At 49.0% G+C, this 19,195-nt stretch carries 20 protein-coding genes; 8 read left to right on the plus strand and 12 right to left on the minus strand.

The features are described 5' to 3' along the window. Positions 1–314: 314 nt before the first annotated feature. From BLU97_RS01440 to BLU97_RS01450, 3 genes are read right to left on the minus strand one after another with little or no spacing between them, the layout of a single operon-like run. Positions 315–1,049: a hypothetical protein gene (locus tag BLU97_RS01440; protein WP_175456278.1), complete on the minus strand. Its 735-nt coding sequence runs from the start codon at positions 1,047–1,049 to the stop codon at positions 315–317. Beyond that, complete coding sequence (locus BLU97_RS01445) at positions 1,036–1,782, minus strand: hypothetical protein (protein WP_074759920.1); 747 nt, start codon at positions 1,780–1,782, stop codon at positions 1,036–1,038. The genes BLU97_RS01440 and BLU97_RS01445 overlap by 14 nt, the downstream gene beginning before the upstream one ends. A gap of 9 nt (positions 1,783–1,791) precedes the next feature. Then, a complete protein-coding gene (locus BLU97_RS01450) occupies positions 1,792–2,301 on the minus strand; it encodes an NTF2 fold immunity protein (RefSeq protein WP_074759921.1) in 510 nt (169 codons plus the stop codon). Between the two features lie 442 nt (positions 2,302–2,743). On the opposite strand from BLU97_RS01450, the gene BLU97_RS01455 reads away from it, so the two are divergent. The 3 genes from BLU97_RS01455 to BLU97_RS01460 all read left to right on the plus strand — a co-directional run bounded on the left by BLU97_RS01455 (position 2,744) and on the right by BLU97_RS01460 (position 4,752). Further along, on the plus strand, positions 2,744–3,259 hold the full coding sequence (locus BLU97_RS01455) for a hypothetical protein (RefSeq protein ID WP_074759922.1): 516 nt from the start codon (positions 2,744–2,746) through the stop codon (positions 3,257–3,259). A gap of 62 nt (positions 3,260–3,321) precedes the next feature. After that, positions 3,322–3,426 carry a smalltalk protein gene (locus BLU97_RS15890; protein ID WP_013063288.1) on the plus strand — a complete coding sequence of 35 codons (105 nt, stop codon included), beginning with the start codon at positions 3,322–3,324 and terminating at the stop codon, positions 3,424–3,426. Between the two features lie 144 nt (positions 3,427–3,570). Further along, on the plus strand, positions 3,571–4,752 hold the full coding sequence (locus BLU97_RS01460; RefSeq protein WP_074759923.1) for a serine hydrolase domain-containing protein: 1,182 nt from the start codon (positions 3,571–3,573) through the stop codon (positions 4,750–4,752). On the opposite strand, the gene BLU97_RS01465 is transcribed toward BLU97_RS01460, so the two are convergent. Then, positions 4,730–5,263, minus strand: coding sequence for a TIGR00730 family Rossman fold protein (locus tag BLU97_RS01465; RefSeq protein ID WP_074759924.1), 534 nt, complete (start codon positions 5,261–5,263; stop codon positions 4,730–4,732). The two genes, BLU97_RS01460 and BLU97_RS01465, sit on opposite strands and share 23 nt — an antisense overlap. Before the next feature lie 68 nt (positions 5,264–5,331). On the opposite strand from BLU97_RS01465, the gene BLU97_RS01470 reads away from it, so the two are divergent. Next, positions 5,332–6,126 carry a flavodoxin gene (locus BLU97_RS01470; protein ID WP_254771633.1) on the plus strand — a complete coding sequence of 265 codons (795 nt, stop codon included), beginning with the start codon at positions 5,332–5,334 and terminating at the stop codon, positions 6,124–6,126. A gap of 9 nt (positions 6,127–6,135) precedes the next feature. After that, positions 6,136–7,938 carry a DEAD/DEAH box helicase gene (locus tag BLU97_RS01475; protein WP_074759925.1) on the plus strand — a complete coding sequence of 601 codons (1,803 nt, stop codon included), beginning with the start codon at positions 6,136–6,138 and terminating at the stop codon, positions 7,936–7,938. Between the two features lie 35 nt (positions 7,939–7,973). On the opposite strand, the gene BLU97_RS01480 is transcribed toward BLU97_RS01475, so the two are convergent. From BLU97_RS01480 to pnp, 6 genes are all read right to left on the minus strand, one after another. Then, positions 7,974–8,933, minus strand: a complete 960-nt coding sequence (locus tag BLU97_RS01480; RefSeq protein ID WP_074759926.1) for a carbohydrate kinase family protein — start codon at positions 8,931–8,933, stop codon at positions 7,974–7,976. Positions 8,934–8,993: 60 nt separating this feature from the next. Beyond that, positions 8,994–9,992, minus strand: coding sequence for a translation elongation factor Ts (tsf, locus tag BLU97_RS01485; protein ID WP_013064482.1), 999 nt, complete (start codon positions 9,990–9,992; stop codon positions 8,994–8,996). 36 nt (positions 9,993–10,028) lie between these two features. Beyond that, on the minus strand, positions 10,029–10,838 hold the full coding sequence (gene rpsB / locus BLU97_RS01490) for a 30S ribosomal protein S2 (protein ID WP_013065523.1): 810 nt from the start codon (positions 10,836–10,838) through the stop codon (positions 10,029–10,031). Positions 10,839–11,000: 162 nt separating this feature from the next. After that, positions 11,001–11,387: a 30S ribosomal protein S9 gene (gene rpsI / locus BLU97_RS01495; RefSeq protein ID WP_013063558.1), complete on the minus strand. Its 387-nt coding sequence runs from the start codon at positions 11,385–11,387 to the stop codon at positions 11,001–11,003. Positions 11,388–11,396: 9 nt separating this feature from the next. Continuing rightward, the gene (rplM, locus tag BLU97_RS01500) at positions 11,397–11,858 is read right to left on the minus strand and encodes a 50S ribosomal protein L13 (RefSeq protein ID WP_013063360.1); all 462 of its coding nucleotides are present in this window, start codon (positions 11,856–11,858) and stop codon (positions 11,397–11,399) included. A gap of 300 nt (positions 11,859–12,158) precedes the next feature. Continuing rightward, on the minus strand, positions 12,159–14,501 hold the full coding sequence (gene pnp, locus BLU97_RS01505; protein ID WP_074759927.1) for a polyribonucleotide nucleotidyltransferase: 2,343 nt from the start codon (positions 14,499–14,501) through the stop codon (positions 12,159–12,161). A gap of 165 nt (positions 14,502–14,666) precedes the next feature. On the opposite strand from pnp, the gene BLU97_RS01510 reads away from it, so the two are divergent. After that, complete coding sequence (locus BLU97_RS01510; protein WP_074759928.1) at positions 14,667–15,821, plus strand: TlpA disulfide reductase family protein; 1,155 nt, start codon at positions 14,667–14,669, stop codon at positions 15,819–15,821. 39 nt (positions 15,822–15,860) lie between these two features. On the opposite strand, the gene BLU97_RS01515 is transcribed toward BLU97_RS01510, so the two are convergent. Both BLU97_RS01515 and BLU97_RS01520 read right to left on the minus strand, forming a co-directional pair. Further along, positions 15,861–16,148, minus strand: a complete 288-nt coding sequence (locus tag BLU97_RS01515; protein ID WP_074759929.1) for a DUF4491 family protein — start codon at positions 16,146–16,148, stop codon at positions 15,861–15,863. Positions 16,149–16,158: 10 nt separating this feature from the next. Beyond that, a complete protein-coding gene (locus BLU97_RS01520) occupies positions 16,159–17,007 on the minus strand; it encodes an alpha/beta hydrolase (RefSeq protein WP_074759930.1) in 849 nt (282 codons plus the stop codon). A gap of 115 nt (positions 17,008–17,122) precedes the next feature. Between BLU97_RS01520 and BLU97_RS01525 the strand changes: the two genes are divergently transcribed. Both BLU97_RS01525 and BLU97_RS01530 read left to right on the plus strand, forming a co-directional pair. After that, positions 17,123–18,574, plus strand: coding sequence for a sialate O-acetylesterase (locus BLU97_RS01525; RefSeq protein WP_074759931.1), 1,452 nt, complete (start codon positions 17,123–17,125; stop codon positions 18,572–18,574). Between the two features lie 5 nt (positions 18,575–18,579). Then, positions 18,580–19,113 carry an NUDIX domain-containing protein gene (locus BLU97_RS01530; RefSeq protein ID WP_074759932.1) on the plus strand — a complete coding sequence of 178 codons (534 nt, stop codon included), beginning with the start codon at positions 18,580–18,582 and terminating at the stop codon, positions 19,111–19,113. Positions 19,114–19,195: the final 82 nt, after the last annotated feature.

Here is a 19,195-nt window from a genome sequence, read left to right on the forward strand (position 1 = left end):
TTTGAATTATGTACATGCGTACGTGGGGGTGGGTGTGCATGTGTGTGCACGTGGGCTGTATCAACATGTCAAAGAACGCTTTCGAAGTTTGTATCCCTCTCGCCAGAGGTGCTTCTATAGTAATAATGTATTAGGAGGCGGCATTAATAAAAAAAACTAATTAACGCCGATTGAAAAGTGGGGAGTAGAGACATAAAAAAAACGCAGACAACCCCTCTACTCAGAGCTGTCTGCGAATAGCAGAAAAAAAACAAAAAAATTTTTTTTATGGTTTATCAAGGCGCCGACTGAGCACGCATTAACGCCTACTAGCCTCACGCCGTTGCCTCATCTTCCTCGGGCATATCGCCACTCAGCATATCTTTTAGCTGCTGTTCAGACACCTTCGGATCCAGAATCTTTACCAGATAGTCGATGTGGCGCGACTTTTCCTGCGGCGAATGGGTTTTGCGCAAACGTTCGTTACCAAAGGGCTTGTTGCCCTCCTTCTCCCAAAAGTGGCCATCCACCATCTGCCAAAGGCCGTAAGGACTCTGCACAGCCACCAGCTTCTCTACGCTCACTAGTCGGCGAAACAAGTCGGCCAGCGTGTTCACATCGTCCATCCAAACAATCCTTTGTGTACAGTCGCCACCACCAAACAGGTCGATAAAAGTTTGCTGTGGCGTGTCGTCGCGAATCCACTGGATTGCCAGCAACGCATTATAAAGCATTGTTAGGCGCCGGTTTGCCACGCGCGCGTCGCGTACATTATACCTGAAGGCCTTCGTAACCTTCTCGCCAGCATGACTCTTGCGGCCACGTGCTGCCTTTGGGGCCGACTCTGGCGATCCCTGCAGCTGCGATGTACCATCCTTTGGGTTAAGATTCTTGCCAGTAGCCGGACTGCCCGTAAACTTAAACTGCGCCAGCGTGTAGCCAAGGCTATCAAGCACCCGGCGGGCGTCTTCATCGCCTGCCCGAGTCCGTTCTTCCAGATGTCCGATGATTCCTTTTATCGAGTTGAGGTGCGACCTGGCCTCCGACCCTAAGAACTCACACGTCGTCATCTTCAAAGCACTCCTGTCTGATTTCCTCCGACTTACTTATCAGTTCTTCAAGCACATCAACAAATTCGCAGTCGTCAAACCATCCAAACCAAATCTTGAACTCATGGTTTTTGAACGCACGATAGTATGCCGACATGCCGTTTCTAAGGCCAGCCTTCAGGTCATTTTTCGTATTAAATTCCAGCGAGAAATACAAGGGTACGTCGTTTTCGGCAGTAAATGACGCATCAAAAGACTCCTTGCAGCTGTATTTATACTTTGAGCCTTCAGGATTCCGTTTAAACTCCAACGGCACGTTAATCAGCCTAATCGGCTCCTTATCGCCGTTACGCTTTGTCATCATCGGCCACTCTATCTCAATGCCGTTAGTGTCGAACGCACTCTTCCATATTGGCACCTCAAGCGCCATGGGCAGATTTAGGCCTTCATCTTTGTCTTCCAAGTGAATAAAACCTATTTCGTTCATGAATGCATGAAACTGCTCCATCGTAATGCGCTTGTTGTCCTCGCGGCAAAGCACGTGACAATCGGTCAACTCGGCACGGTTCCATACCGTTCCGCCCGGACGGTTTGCATATTTTACTACTGGGTGACTATGTGTTTCCAGCACATATTCACCATCATTATTCACACCAGCCTCATACACTATCAGCGTCGCTATGTGCAGGCCTATCGAGCCATTGCAGTATATATACTCGTACGGCTCTTTTAAATTCAAAATCTGAGTTTCCATATATATTATTTATTTTTCATGCCATACCATCATAACTTTTCCATCCGATTTTCGAATTACTATACCCGCTGTCCCACCTAGGTATCCATCAGGAAGCGATCCCTCAACCGTCCAATATTTCTTATATTCAGTTACCCGAAACGGCTTTTCTTTTTCTGTATCCTCTTTTCCATACAAAGGATACCATGCTGCCTTTGCGATTAATACCGCAGAAAGAGAGTCTGCAACAATGTCTTTTTCATAAGCATTATACCCAATTCCAACAATTGTCTTGTCTGAATTCGCAACACAAAAAGTGTAGGTGCTGTCATTTTCAAACCACTTAAAAGCTGTAGTGTCATTTATACATGTATCTACAGCCATGATAATCTCTGGTTTTTCTTTAATACTTGTTTTGGGGTGTGTCCAGTTACAAGCCGTCACTGTGGCTCCAAGTATAATAAGATACGATAGTTTCTTCATTATTTCAAAAGCCTTAAGAGCTGCCATAGAGTCCAGAGTTCTTTTTACTGCTGCCATAATAGCTAATATTTATATTTGGTTGATGATAAACATCTGGTGACAAAAGTACAATAATTATCCGACACCACCAAAGCTTCTGGCAAAAATCGTACTCTGTGACTTGGACTTTGTGACATTAAGGAGGTACGAGAATTGTGGCGGTGTGTACTTAAAAATAATATAATTATATTATATTATTTTTAAACTATACTTATGGGTTGTGGCTGCGATTTTGCGAGAGGGCTTATTGTCACAGAATCACAGTCACAAAGTATGCGAGGCTGTTGCGATTTGTAAACGGTGCGTTTGCGAGGGCCAAAAATAATGTTTGCGAAGCGTAAACGTATCGTTAACAAATTTTTGCAATGCAAGAGGCCTCAGATTAGGAATCGCAGCAAAAATGTTGTATCTTTGCATCGTCAAAACAACATTAGTATTAACCATTTAAATTTTAACCATTATGAGTGTATTTTATCGTAAGTATCAGAACAAGAACAAGCAGAGTGTCGTGTACGGACGTTGGTTTGCACGTGCCGTTACCATCGGCAAGACCATCGACCTCGACGAGCTGGCCAAGCACATGTCGAGCCACAACACGCCCTACTCTAAGGGAGCCATCAAGGGTATGCTAACCGACATGGTAGAATGTATCCGCGAGTTGGTGCTGGAGGGCAAGGCCGTTAAGCTGCCTAACCTGGCTATCTTCTCGGCTGGTATCGAAACAGCCAAGGGCGGCGCCCTGAAGAGCGAGGATTTCTCGACCACCAAGCACATCGACAGCGTGTACCTGCGCGCACGTGCCACCGGCGAGTTTACCCGACAGGAGCTTACCAAGGCCGGCAACGTGACCGAGCTGCCTAAGAACTTTACCGACTACAAAGATGTAGACGACGAGCCTACCAATCAGAACGGCGGCAGCCAGAGCGGTAATACCGGCACCGGCAACCAGGACGACGACGAGTCGTACGGAGATTAGCGGATAGGGGCTTAGCCCCCACCGCTTAACATGAAACACTAACCATTTAAACTGTAACCATTATGAGCAAGAAAGAAACCATGAAGTTTATCCTGCAGATGATTGCATCGATAGCCACTGCGATTGTAACAGCCCTGGGCGCCACCAGTTGTGTAGGCAGCCTGTAAACCTTAAGAAGCCCTCAAGAGCCCCAAAAACTCTTGGGGGCTTTTGCTGTATAATATTTAGACGTTTTGCAAACTGGCGCTTGGAACATGAAAAACTATTTGTACTTTTGCAGCCGGAATTAACAAAACAGATAGTAGAAAAAAATGAAGAAACTGCAATTACTTAACAACCTTGCCTTAGCTGCAAGTTGCCTGATTCTAACATCGTGCGCCATCGTTCGCGGCTACAAGGCCGACGGCGCAGCCGGACCTACATCCTACAGCTTTGAGCATCACGTGCACGACACGATTGCCAACAGCAAAACCGCATTCAGCTTTCCTTACGCCAAGCAGCAGGCCGAATGGATTGATACCCTGCACTTTTTTACCCAACCACCCGCCTACAAAAAGCCAAGAACGCTATGGCAGGCACTCGACGGCAAGACCGATACACAGGGCGTGCTGATTATACAGAACGACAGCATCATCTACGAAAAATGCGTAGGCGATATCACTACCGACAGACTGGCTACGGTATTCTCGGTCTCCAAATCCATCACATCGCTGCTTTGCGGCATTGCAGTTGACGAGGGCTACATTAAAAGCATCGACGACCCTGTAACCGACTATCTGCCCGAACTGAAAAAGAAGGATAGGATGTGGCAGAAACTCACCATCCGACACTTGCTTGACATGCGTAGCGGACTGGCTTTTGACGACACCTACTCGCTGCGACTGAAGGACCTGAAGCGCCTGAACGCCATGGCCAAGCTTAACTATGGCAAAAACGTAATGAAGCAGATTAAGGGTTTGAAATTCGAGAACGAACCGGGAACCAAGCACAAATACGAGAGTATGACCACACAGATACTGGGCGTGGTAATACAGCGAGCCACTGGCCAAAGCTATACCAGCTACCTGAGCGAGAAGGTATGGAAGCCACTACAGATGGAATCGCCTGCCATCGTAAACATCGACAGTAAGAAACACCGCATGGCGCACGCCTTTGGCGGCATCAGCACCAGCATGAAAGACCTGGCCAAGATAGGTCGATTGTATCTGAATAAGGGCGTGTGGAACGGCAAACGTATTGTGAGCGAGGAGTGGATCAGGCAGTCGACCGACTACAACACCGATAACGATGGCTACCACTTTAGCTGGTACAACACCAGCTGGATGACCGAAAAGCCCGAGTATCCCGGATTCTACGCCCACGGCATACGTGCACAGGTGCTGTATGTAAACCCATACAAACACCTTATAATGGTACGCTTTGGCAAGCGCGACGATACCTACGCCTTTATACCTTACATGTTTGAGCTGCTTAGCAACCGCAAAGAGTTTTAATGTCGTCTAAGCTGTTGGCCACCTTGATGTACTGGTGCCAATCGCCACGGATCATGCCACGGGCCTGCAGATCGTCCATCAAGGCTATCAACTGATTCCAGAAGCCTTTCATGTTATAAAGAATCACAGGCTTATGGTGATAGCCGATGGTGGCCGATGCGGCAACAGTAAACACCTCGTCGAGTGTGCCGATACCGCCTGGCAGGGCGATAAACACGTCGCTCTGGTCCATCATCAGCTGCTTGCGGTCGGTCAGGTTATCGCAAGGTATCTCTATCTCTACGTAATCGCTGGTGCGCCCGGTTTCTTCAACCTTGGTAGGCACCACACCGATGGTACGGCCGCCAGCCGTTTTGGCAGCCTTTGCCACACACTCCATCAGGCCCTGGTTAACACCGCCATACACGATGCTATGACCGCTCTCGGCAGCCCACTTGCCAAGCTCCTTGGTAAGCGTAAAAAACTCGGCATCAATCTGCTCGTTGGCAGAACAAAACACACATATTTTCATAATGCTTGCAAAATTACAAATTATTTTGTATCTTTGCAAACGATTATGTACAAATAAACAAAATTATTATGCGAAAACTATTTTTATCATTAGCAATGATGACAGGCATTGCAACGAGTTATGCACAGCAGAAGCTGGTGCTTTACTACTCAGAGAATGGTACAACCAAGACCGTAGCCGAGGAAATCCAGAAACAACTGGGTGCCGACATCGAAGCTGTAGAGGCTGTTGAGCCTTATACCGGCGATTTTCAGGCCACCATCCAGCGTGGCAACAAGGAGCGAGCTAACGGCCAGTGGCCAGCTATCAAGCCCCTTACAAAGGATCTGAGTAAATACGATGTTATCTTTTTAGGATACCCCATCTGGTTTGGCACCTACGCCAACCCGATTGTAACCCTGCTGAACGGGCAGGATTTTGCAGGTAAGACGATTGTGCCCTTCTGCACCTTTGGCAGCGGCGGACTGAACACATCATCGGCCGACCTGAAGAAGGCCCTGCCCAAGGCCAAGATTGCACAGGGCTATGGCGTACGCACAGCCCGTGTGGCCAAGGCTGCCAAGGAGCTGGACCGTTTTCTGACAGAGAACGGCTACAAGAAGGGCCGCGTAAAAGCCCTGCCAGCCTATACAGCACAGAAGCCCGTAACCGATGCCGAGAAGGCGCTGTTTGATGCCGCCTGCTCGAGCTATCAGTTCCCTCTCGGCACACCTCAGACAGTAGGTAAGCGCGAAACGCCCGATGGCACCGACTATGAGTTTAGTGTAAAAACTCGCGGACAGAACGGCGAAGAGGCCACCGCTACCATCTACGTAACCGTAGAAAAGGGCGGCAAGCCAGAATTTACAGAAGTAGTAAGATAAATTTATTTGATGAAGACATTTGAAGAATTAGGCGTTTGCGAGCAGATTCGCAAAGCCATCGAGGAGTTAGGGTTTGTACATCCCATGCCTGTACAGGAGGCGGTAATACCATACCTGCTTGGCAACGAAAATGATGTAATTGCCCTGGCCCAGACTGGTACCGGAAAAACAGCAGCGTTCGGCATTCCATTGCTCGAGCGCATCGACACAACACAGCGCTACACACAGGCACTGGTGCTCTCGCCAACACGTGAGCTGTGCCTGCAGATAGCCGACGACCTGCGCGACTTTTCGAAATACATGGATGGCGTGCATGTAGAGGCCGTGTATGGTGGCGCTGCCATCGAGCCGCAGATGCGCGCTCTGAAAAAGGGTGTTGAGATTATCGTGGCCACACCAGGCCGATTGGTCGACCTGATGCATCGCGGCTATGCCCGCCTGGAGCAGGTAACTAACATCGTTCTGGACGAGGCTGATGAGATGCTGAATATGGGCTTCTCCGACAGCATCAACGAGATATTCGAAGAGCTCTCGGCCGATCATCACACGCTGATGTTCTCAGCCACTATGAGCAAAGAGGTGGAGCGCGTGGCCAAGAAGTATCTGCACGACTACAAAGAGATAGTAGTAGGCAGCCGCAACGAGGGCGCCGAGAGCGTTAACCACATCTATTATATGGTGAACGCTAAGGATAAGTATCTCGCCCTAAAGCGCATTGTTGATTTCTATCCACGCATCTTTGCTATTATATTCTGTCGCACCAAGGTAGAGACACAAGAGGTAGCCGACAAGCTGATTAAGGACGGCTACAACGCCGAATCGCTGCATGGCGACCTGAACCAGCAGCAGCGCGACCAGACCATGCAGAAGTTCCGCAACCACCTGACACAGCTGCTGGTAGCTACCGATGTGGCTGCACGCGGACTGGACGTTGACGACTTGACGCACGTGATTAACTTCGGACTGCCCGATGACATCGAGAGTTACACCCACCGCTCGGGTCGTACTGGTCGTGCCGGCAAGAAGGGAACATCAATCTCAATCGTTCACAGCCGCGAGAAGTTCAAGATCCGTAACATCGAGAAGATTATCTGCAAGGAGTTTGTAAAGGCTGAGATTCCATCGGCCGAAGAGATCTGCAAGAAACAGCTCTATAAGGTGATGGATCAGATTGTTAAGACGGATGTTGACGACGAAGAGATTGCCCCATTCATGCAGGATATCAGTCGCTACTTTGAGTATATCGACAAGGACGAGCTGATAAAGAAGATTGTATCGCTTGAGTTTGGTAAGTTCCTGGCCTACTATGCCGACGCACCAGAGATTGAGCCGGTGGTGGCTGAAAAGAAGGACCGCCGCCAGCAGAGCGACAAGCAGAAGCTGCAGAACAAGCCCCAGAAGGGTTATCGCCGACTGTTTATCAACCTTGGTAAGCGCAACGGTTTCTACCCAGGCGAGCTGATGCAGACGCTGAACCGATTTGTGGGCGGACGACAGGAGGTGGGCCATATCGACCTACTGGACAACATATCGTACTTTGAGGTGCCCGAAAAGGATGCTAAGAAGGTAATGCTGCAGCTATCAGGTATCCGCTACAAGGGACAGACGGTGCGTTGTAACGACGCCAACGACGCCAGCAAGGGTGGCGATCGCCAGGGCAAGGGTGGCGACCGTTCAGGCAAGCCCAAGCGCCCCAAAAAAGATAACTGGCGCGAACTAATGGATAAAGCACCACGCGGCTTTAAAGGCGATGAGCCCGACTTTAGCGAAGAAGGCTGGGCCATGCGCAAGCCACGAAAGAAAAAGAAATAAAAGAAAAAAGCCTCGCGTTTTGCGGGGCTTTTATTTTATTCCATAGCAGCGAGCGCTGCCTGGTATTCTGCTTTTTTGCGTTCGCCAAAGGCGGTATCAACGCTGTTATTGATGCTACCACACACATTGGCTGCAAACTGCTGGGCCTCGGCTATCACCTTATCCCAGATGGTCGCATCAACGCCCTCGTGCAGCATATCACGTGTAACGCCATACTTCAGCAGTCCGTACACAAAGCCTGCATTAAAGTTATCGCCTGCGCCAATGGTACTAACCGTTTGTGTGGCCGCTACAGGATACTGCTTGGCCAAGCCACCCTGCGCACGGAACTCGATAGGCTGGGCACCCTGCGTATAGATAAAGTTCTTGCAGTAGAAATCTATCTGCGAACGGTACACGCTATCGGCCCCCGTCTTGTTATACATATTCTCAAAATCCTCCGAGCTGCCTTTGATGATATCGGCCAACTCAAAGTTCTCAAGGATATTAGCCGTAACCTTAACCAGATCCTTGAGATGCGACGCACGATAGTTTACATCGTAGTAAAGAATGGCGCCCTGCTCGTGTGCATACTGCAGGAATGCCAGCATCTGTGGACGGATAACAGGGTTGATGGCATAGAACGAGCCAAACATCACCACATCGTTAGGCTGGATATCGGGCGTGATAAACTCCAGGCGGTCGTGGGGATGATCCTTATAAAAGATATACTCGGCATCGTTGTTCTCGTTCAGAAATGCCAGAGATACGGGCGATTTGGCTTCGGGATACACGCTGATGTTAGATGCATCAACATGATTATCCTCCAGGAAACTGATGATGCGACGCCCCACACGGTCGTTGCCCGTTTCGCTGATAAAAGCCGCATCTACGCCGCTACGACCAAGCGATATCAGTCCGTTGAACATCGAACCGCCAGGCACAGCACCAATAGGCTGATCGTCGCGGAAGATGATGTCCAGTATAGTTTCTCCTATTCCTATTACTTTTCTCATAGTCTCATAAAAAATCGGCACTGCTTTCGCAATGCCGATCCTGTCTATATTGCTTAAAAATTAGTCAGCAACGAGTGTGAAGCGCTGGAAGGCAACGATCTTAAGATCCTTGTCCTGCTTAGCGAGCCACTGAGCAACAGTAGCCTTGTCGCCGTCGCCGAACTGGAACTCCTGGTCAACCAGGCAGTTCTCCTTCTTGAACTTCTCAACACGACCCTTAGCGATACCCTCAATCATTGGCATCTTCAGGTTAGCCTCGCCCTCAACCTTTGCATCAGCTATGATCTTGCGAGCCTCGTCGGCCTGCTCCTGTGTGAGCCAGCCCTTAGACATGTTGCTCTCGATGTGATCCTCAGAATCAACCAGGTTGGGGTTCAAACCAGCCTTCTTGAGCTTCATATCAACGAACTTCTGAACCTGCTCCAGCTTTGACTTCTCAACAGCAGTCTTGTACTCCTCGTCGAGAATCTTTGGATCGATGCTCTGAGCGTCGAGAGCTACTGGCTTCATGGCAGCAACCTGCATAGCTACCAGGTGACCCTGCTCGGCAGCGGGCTTGTTGGTCTGAACCATGGTGCAGAGAGTGTTCTTTGCCATGTGGTTGTAGATCTCAATGTTCTCACCCTCGAGAGTCAGGTAGCCATCCAGCTCCATCTTCTCACCGGTGATACCAGAGCGCTGAGTAACTGCGTCCTGAACCTTCTGACCGTCAGCCAGAGTAAGCTCCTTAACAGCCTCAATATCCTTAGCCTTAGCAGCAATAGCAGCGTCGAGGATGCTCTGAGTAAGAGCAATGAAATCGGCACCGTTAGCAACGAAGTCGGTCTCACACTTCAGGGCGATCATAGCAGCGAAGCCATCAACGCTCTTAACGAGTACACAACCATTAGATGTCTCACGGTCGCTACGCTTAGCAGCAATAGCGAGGCCACGCTCACGCAGAAGCTCCTTGGCCTTGTCGAAGTCGCCCTCAGCCTCGGTCAGAGCCTTCTTTACGTCAGCCAGACCAGCGCCAGTCATTGCGCGAAGCTTCTTGATATCATCAATTGAAATAGCCATTATCTTTTAATTTTTTAATTTTTACATTTTTACATTTTACTCAGCAGCAGCCTCAGCCTTTGGCTCAGCATCCTTGCGAGCCTTGCGTGGAGCACGCTTAGCCTTAGGCTCCTCGCCCTCAGCCTGAGCATCAGCAGCCTTCTCGTCGGCCTTCTCTACCTTACGCTCCTCGATACCCTCGGCGATAGCGGTGCAGCAGGCATTCAGGATAGCCTCTACAGAGTCCTTAGCATCGTCGTTAGCAGGGATAACGAAGTCGATATTGTTAGGATCAGAGTTAGTATCAACGATACCGAATACGGGGATACCCAGACGGTTAGCCTCGCGAACGGCAATGTTCTCCTTCATTACATCAACTACGAAGAGTGCGCTTGGCAGACGAGTCAGATCGGCGATAGAACCCAGGTTCTTCTCCAGCTTAGCACGCTGACGTGTGATCTGCAGCAGCTCACGCTTTGAGAGGTTTGAGTAGGTTCCATCCTGCATCAGACGGTCGATGTTCGCCATTTTCTTAACGGCCTTACGGATTGTGGGGAAGTTTGTGAGCATACCACCTGGCCAACGCTCGATAACGTATGGCATGTTGATGCTTGCAGCCTTCTCAGCAACCACTTCCTTTGTCTGTTTTTTAGTAGCGACGAACAGGATTTTCTTGCCACTCTTGGCAATCTGCTTCAGGGCCTCAGCAGCCTCGTCAACCTTGGCTACTGTCTTATGCAGGTCGATGATGTGAATACCGTTACGCTCTGTGTAGATATAAGGAGCCATAGCGGGGTTCCACTTACGCTTCAGGTGACCGAAATGACAGCCAGCCTGCAGCAACTGATCAAAATTTGTTCTTGACATTTTCTTAATGCTTTTAAATTGTTTACTTTCTTTTGAATTCTTTTAACCGCTACGCTTGTAAAAGCGCTAAGGCGATTACTTTTTGTTAGAATCAGCCCGATGGTAGTCCAAAGGAATCCTGCGGGTTTAGATACTAAACTATCGCTAAGTTCTTCAGCGGGATTAACGCTTACTGAACTGGAAGCGACGACGTGCCTTTGGACGACCTGGCTTCTTACGCTCAACCTCACGGCTATCACGTGTCATGAAACCTGCATCCTTCAGCTTCTTCTTATCCTCTTCGTTGATCTTCACGAGAGCGCGGGCAATTGCGAGACGCAGAGCCTGACTCTGACCTGTGAAACCACCTCCGTCGAGGTTTGCCTTGATGTCATACTTCTCAGCTACTTCGAGCAGTGCGAGTGGCTGCTTAACCACATACTGCAGGATAGCTGATGGGAAATATACCTCTAAATCTTTCTTGTTGATCGTAATCTTACCAGTACCCTCTGTTACGTATACACGGGCTACAGAGCTCTTACGACGACCTATTGCGTTAATTACTTCCATCTTTCCTTATTATTTATACTGGTTAATATCAATAGTCTTTGGCTGCTGAGCGGCATGTGGATGCTCGGTACCCTCATAGATGAAGAGGTTATTCAGCAGGCTGCGGCCCAGAGGACCCTTTGGCAGCATACCCTTAACGGCATGACGCAGCATCTTGTCAACACCACCGTTCTTCTTGCGAAGCTCAGCAGGAGTATTGAAGCGCTGACCACCAGGATAACCTGTGTAGCGGGTATAAACCTTATCGGTCTCTTTCTTACCAGTGAAAACTACCTTATCGGCGTTGATAAGGATTACATTGTCACCACAGTCAACGTGTGGAGTGAAAGTTGGCTTGTACTTTCCGCGGATCAGCTTAGCTACCTTTGAAGCGAGACGACCAACAACCTGGTCTGTGGCATCGATTACCACCCACTCCTTCTTTGCTGTTTCCTTGTTTACAGAAAGTGTCTTGTAACTCAAAGTGTTCATTTTTAAATTTACTACTAAAAAACAGTTTAACTTATAATTAAATATGTACGCGCATAAACTCACTCCCAGGGTCTAACTCCCGGTTGTCAGTCTAACGTCGCAAGAAACGCTGATTCACGAACCGCCATGCCCGGCCAAAGACACCGCTATTCACACAACATTTCACGGGGATTCTAAGTCTCTCCCCTAAATCGGTGTGCAAAGGTACTAACTATTTTTATTATATAAGGTACGCGCAAAAGAAAAAAGCGTCAAATTTAGACAAATTTAACGCTTTTCTGTATTTTTAAGATTTCTTTCTTAGAAATCCATGTTATCTAACGAGTCGCTGAAGTCCTTTGGCTTTTCCTCTTTTGGAGCCTCAGTCTGCTGCTGCTCAGGACGTGGGCGGCGCTCACCATGACGCTCACCGTTGCGACGATCGCCACGGTCGGGACGACGGTCACGACGCTCGCCATTACGCTCTGGGCGCTCACGACGCTCACCACGAGCAGGACGCTCAACATAATCGGCAGGCTTCTCAATCAGTACACGATGAGAGAGCTTGTACTTACCTGTCTTAGGATCAATCTCCAGGAGCTTAACCTGAATGTGGTCGCCCTCCTTGATACCAGCCTCTTCAACGGTCTCAAGGCGCTTCCAGTCGATCTCGCTGATGTGCAACAGACCGTCCTTACCAGGCATAATCTCAACAAAGCATCCGTAAGGCATGATAGAACGAACCACACCGTCGTAAACCTCGCCTACCTCAGGAATAGCTACGATAGCCTTAATCTTACCGATAGCGGCATCGATGCTCTCCTTGTTAGGAGCTGATACCTGAACCTTACCTACACCGTCAACCTCGTCGATAGTGATAGTAGCACCAGTATCCTCCTGCATCTGCTGGATAATCTTACCACCAGGGCCGATTACAGCACCGATGAACTCCTTAGGAATCTCCATCTGAACGATGCGAGGAACCTGAGGCTTCATCTCAGCACGTGGCTCAGCGATAGTATCGGTCAGGCACTTCAGGATGTGCTCACGACCGGCCTTAGCCTGCATCAGAGCCTTCTCGAGAATGTCGAAGCTCAAACCATCACACTTGATATCCATCTGAGTAGCGGTCAGACCATCCTTTGTACCGGTGGTCTTGAAGTCCATATCACCCAGGTGGTCCTCGTCGCCGAGGATATCGCTCAATACAGCGTACTTATCTTCTCCAGGATTCTTGATCAGACCCATGGCGATACCCGAAACAGGCTTCTTCATAGGAACACCGGCGTCCATCAGGGCGAGTGTACCAGCACATACGGTAGCCATTGATGAAGAACCATTAGACTCAAGGATCTGGCTTACCAGACGAACTGTGTAAGGGAAGTCCTCAGGAATCTGGCCCTTCAGTCCACGCCATGCCAGGTGACCGTGACCAATCTCACGACGACCTACGCCACGCTGGGCCTTGGCCTCACCAGTACAGAATGGAGGGAAGTTATAGTGCAGCAAGAAGCGCTGATAACCATGCTCAAGCACGTCGTCAACCATCTTTTCATCAAGCTTAGTACCCAGAGTACAGGTAGAAAGCGACTGTGTCTCACCACGAGTAAAGATTGAGCTTCCGTGAGGCATTGGCAGAGGCGAAACCTCGCACCAGATAGGACGGATCTCGTCGGTCTTACGACCATCGAGACGGATACCCTCGTCGAGGATACAACGGCGCATAGCGTCGCGCTCAACGTCATGATAGTAACGATCCATCATGGCATACTTCTCTTCCATCTCATCCTCAGTCAGATCGGCATGCTCAGCAGCATACTTCTCCTTGAAGTCTGTCAGGATCTTCTCGAAGGCATCAGCACGGTCCTGCTTGGGCAGAGCCTGCTTGGTAACATCGTAAGCGGGCTGGTACAGCTCCTTGTTCATACGCTCACGCAGCTCCTCATCGTTCACCTCGTGGTCGTACTCACGCTTAACATCCTTACCAAGTTCCTTTGAGAGTTCAGCCTGAAGCTCACACATTGGCTTGATAGCAGCCATAGCAGCCTTCAGAGCGCCGATCATATCCTGTTCTGACACCTCTTTCATCTCTCCCTCTACCATCATAATGTTCTCGGCCGATGCACCAACCATGATGTCCATATCGGCGTCCTTCATCTGCTCGAAGGTAGGATCGATAACATACTCACCGTTGACACGGGCTACGCGAACCTCACTGATGGGGCACTCGAATGGGATATCCGAGCAAGCCAGAGCAGCCGAAGCAGCAAAACCTGCAAGGGCGTCGGGCTGATCAACACCATCGGCTGAGAGCAGCATTACATTCACAAATACCTCAGCGTGATAGTTCGAAGGGAAGAGTGGACGAAGAACACGGTCCACCAGTCGTGATGTCAGGATTTCGTTGTCGCTGGCTTTGCCTTCGCGCTTGGTAAATCCACCGGGGAAACGTCCGGCTGCGCTGTACTGTTCACGATAATCTACCTGCAAAGGCATAAAATCTGTTCCGGGAACTGCATCTTTTGCGGCACAAACAGTGGCGAGCAATACGGTGTTGTTCATACGCAGAACAACAGAGCCGTCGGTCTGTTTTGCCACTTTCCCGGTTTCAATGGTGATGGTACGTCCATCAGCCAATTGAAGGGTCTTTGTAATTACGTTCATCTTAATAAAACATCTAAAATATAAAAAACAGCCGCAAAGATACACATAATTATATTAATAAACGAGAAAACTCAATATTTTTTTTAATTTTTCACTATTCCTCTTCACTATTCACTAAAAAAATTATATCTTTGCACCCGCAAAACGAAATTCTAATTAGAAAAAATGAAACATATTTGTAAAGCAGCAGCCGTAGTTCTGGCTGCATTATCGATTGCCTCGTGCAACAACAATAAGTTTACCGTTGAGGGCCAGATTGCCGGTGCTAAGGATTCTGTGCTCTACTTCGAAAACGTAGGTTTGGAGGGCATTAACGTGCTCGACTCTGTAAAGCTTAACGACAATGGCGACTTCTCGTTCAGTCAGGATGCCACTACAGCCCCTGAGTTCTATCGTTTGCGCATTGCCGACCAGATTATCAACGTAAGCATCGATTCTACCGAGACTGTTCAGGTTAAGGGTCAGTATCCTGGTATGGCATCAAACTACACCATCAGCGGTTCTGAGAACTGTGAGAAGATTCGCGAGCTGGCACTCAAGCAGATCGACCTGCAGGCTAAGGCCATCGCGCTGCAGAGCAACACCGAGTTAGGCATTGCCAAGGCCAACGACAGCATCCAGAGCATGATTAACGCTTACAAGGAAGAGGTTAAGCGCAACTATATCTACAAAGAGCCTTACAAGGCATATGCCTACTTCGCTCTGTTCCAGGCTATCGGCAACTACCTGATTTTCAATCCTCGTGCCAACAAGGAAGATATCAAGGCTTTTGCAGCCGTTGCTACCAGCTGGGACACTTATTACCCACACGCTGAGCGCGGACAGAACCTGCACAACATTGCCATCGAGGGCATGAAGAACCAGCGTATTGTAGCAGCCCAGAATGCTGATATCCAGATTGAAGCCAGCAAGGTACAGGAGGCAGGCGTACTTGATATCGCTCTGCTCGACAACAAAGGTAACATGCGCCATCTGACAGATTTGAAGGGTCAGGTTGTACTGCTCGACTTCCATGTATTTGCTCTCAAGGATTCTCCTGCACGCATCATCCAGCTGCGCGAATTGTATAATAAATATCACGCACAGGGCCTGGAGATTTTCCAGGTAAGCCTCGACAGCGACGAGCACTTCTGGAAACAGCAGACAGCTGCACTGCCTTGGATTAGCGTTCGCGACGAGGACGGCGCAGGTTCACAGCGTCTGACACTCTACAACATTCAGGCTGTTCCCGACTTCTTTGTTATCGACCGCGGCAACAACCTGGTTAAGCGAGCTGCTCAGATAGCAGACCTTGAAGCTGAAATCAAAAAGCTTTTGTAAATAAATAATCCCTTCCGATTCTGGAAGGGATTTTTCTTTTTAGTACTTGCGCTTAGGATTCCTGGGGAACCAGCCTTTCTCTACACGTTTCTTTTGAGCAAACAGCTCACCGATGCCCCACAAGGCGGAGGCGCCAAACACACCTACGATAGACGAAAGGATAGCATTCTCGATAAACAGGGCGCCAGCGATGCAAGCCAACCCCACAATGAGATATACAATCCAGGGACGTGTGCCCCAATAATACTCGGTTTTAATAACAATCGGATGCCACACGCCAATAGCCAGGAAAGTACTGGCAGCTATAATAATACCTGTAAAATACATACGCTACAATTTAGAAACTTTTTAACCAGGCTTTCAACTCGAAAACCATCTCGTAATGATAGGCAAAGGTTTCGCGATAACCCCAACCATGACCACCTGTAGGATAGATATGGATTGAAGCTGGCACATCATGCTTATACAGCTGCTGATAGTAGTTAAAGCCATTGGCAGCAGGCACAGCTTTATCGTCGTCGCTCAGCGCCAAGAAAGCACGTGGTGTGGTACGATTCACCTGCAAATCATTACTAAACTCAAACTCCAACTTCTTATACTCCTTCAGCGCTTTCTTATCCTTAGGCGCTTCACCCAACAGGTTATCATGCGAGCCCTTATGCGTATAACCTAAATCCATGGTAATTACTGGATAGAAAAGAATCTGAAAGTTAGGCGCAGTATCGCCTTTGGCATGAGTAGCGATGGTAGAAGCCAGATGACCACCAGCCGAGAATCCCATAATGCCCACATCGTTTGGATTAATATGCCACTCGGCCGCATTGCGGCGAACCAACTTCATAGCTTCCTCAGCATCAGAGATAGGCACCATACGGTTACCATGAGGCATACGATATTTCAGTACAATCAGAGCGACGCCCTGCGTATTAAAGAAAGGCGCCCACTGATGTCCCTCGTGGCCCATAGCCAGATGACTATAACCGCCACCAGGACAGCACACTACAGCGCGACCAGTAGCCTCGTTGGCATCGGGCAGATAAACAGTTAGTTCAGCCTGATCATTACCATCCGAACTCACTACTTCTGGTCCATTTGGCCAGAGCGGCATGGTGGTAGGTTTCTGTGCAAAAATAGTTGTCGAAAGAGTCAGCAATGCTGCTGATAATAGGATTCTAACACACTTCATTGTTTTAATAATTTTAATTTTGGCGCAAAGGTACTAAAAAAAAGCTACGGATTACGTGGTTTTTACGGATTTTTATTATCTTTGCAGGCAGAAACTTGAAACTTTACGATAAATTATGAAGAAAATCTTAGCTATTACAGCTCTTGCATTGTTTACATTTGGCAGTCAGGCCAAAGTAAAATTGCCCCATCTGATTGGCGACAATATGATTTTACAACAGCAAACCGACGCCCGCCTGTGGGGATGGGCCAAACCTGGACAAACGGTAAAGGTAACCACCTCGTGGCGCAACGAAACGGCTACAGCCAAAGCCAACAAGCAGGGCGAGTGGCTGGTAAAAGTAAAGACACCCAAAGCCAGCTACACCCCACTATCCATTACGTTCGACGATGGCGACAAGCTTACAATCAACAACGTACTGGCAGGCGAGGTATGGGTATGCGCGGGGCAATCAAATATGGAAATGCCCGTTAAGGGGTTCTGGATGTGTCCTGTAAAGGATTATAACCAGGTAGTGATTGATGCCAAGAACCATGCTGGCGTACGAAGCGTAAAGATTCCCAGCGTAATGGCTGCCACGCCCCAGAACGATGCCCAGTGCGAATGGCGCGTCTGCTCACCTAAAACCGTTGGCGATTTCTCGGCCACAGGCTATTTCTTCGCCCGCACCGTTCATCAGGCACTCGACATCCCCATCGGACTCATCGAAGCCAACAAAGGCGGCTCGCGTGTAGAAAGTTGGCTCACCAAGGAGAATCTGGAGAAATACACCAACGATCCTACCGACTCTGTTGAGATTTGCAAAAAGTGGGCCCAGTACGACTACCATCGTTCGCTACTATGGGGCAATGGTACGTTTAACCCAATCCTTAACTTCACCGTTAAAGGCATCCTCTTCTATCAGGGCTGCTCGAACGTTGGCGATCCTGGCGACCAGTATTCTCAGCACCTGAAACTTTTGGTCGATCAGTGGCGCAGTCAGTTTGCTTTAGGAGAGATTCCCTTCTACTTTGTACAGATAGCTCCCTATCGTTACGACGATGACAACAATGCTACCAGCGGCGCCCTGCTGCGCGAACAGCAGTTCAAGGCTCAGCAGCTGATTCCTAACAGCTCGCTGGTATGCACCAACGATCTGGTATATCCCTACGAGTACAGTCAGATTCATCCTACCCAGAAGCAGCAGGTAGGCGAGCGTCTGGCCTATACAGCCTTGGTTCGCGACTATGGTTTTGAGGGCGTTCTCTACCAAAGTTCAACTTTTAAGGACATGAACATTAAGGACGATGCCATCTACATCCACTTAGACAACAACTACCACACCGACGCCCCATTCGAAGACATCCAAGGCTTTGAGATTGCAGGCGACGACAAGGTATTCTATCCCGCTCAGGCCCAGCACTTCTGGCAGCCTGGCGGCGGCTATTGGGACGAGGCCATCAAGGTATCATCGCCCCAGGTAAAAAAGCCCGTGGCTGTACGCTATTGCTTTAAAAATTTCCAGATAGGCAACGTAAAGAACGGCGCCAATCTGCCATTATTCCCATTCAGAACTGATAACTGGTAACGCTTATGACAGAGCATCCACTAGAAGTGTTCCGATTCTGCCCCAAGTGCGGCAGTCAGGATTTTGAGATTCACAATGCATTGAGTCGCCATTGTGCCAATTGTGGGTTTACATTCTATCAGAACCCACGCGCATCAACAGCCGCTTTTATCCTGAACGAAAAAGGCGAACTGCTAGTAGCCACACGAGGCAAGGAACCTGCCAAAGGCACCCTCGACCTGCCTGGCGGATTTGTAGATAACGACGAGAACGCCGAAGAGGGCATGGCGAGAGAAATCAAGGAAGAAACCGGACTCGATATCGATCCAGAAACCGTTGAGTATCAGTTCTCTATCCCCAACGTTTACCATTACTCGGGGATGGACATACACACACTCGACCTCTTCTTCCTGTGCCACGTAACAGGCGAGGCTGTAGTAAAAGCCGACGACGATGCCGCCGAACTGCAGTGGGTACCCCTCAGAGAGGTGTATGTAGAGCGTTTCGGACTGCGCTCCATACGCCAAGCCGTACACCGTTTCTTAGCACAGAATTGTTAATAAATCTGAAAATCCTCTATATAAATAAGGTGGAAGAGAGTTTTTTGCTTACTTTTGCAGCCCGTAAAGAAATATAACGCGA

It is taken from the genome of Xylanibacter ruminicola, assembly GCF_900107775.1.
Lineage (GTDB): Bacteria > Bacteroidota > Bacteroidia > Bacteroidales > Bacteroidaceae > Prevotella > Prevotella ruminicola_C.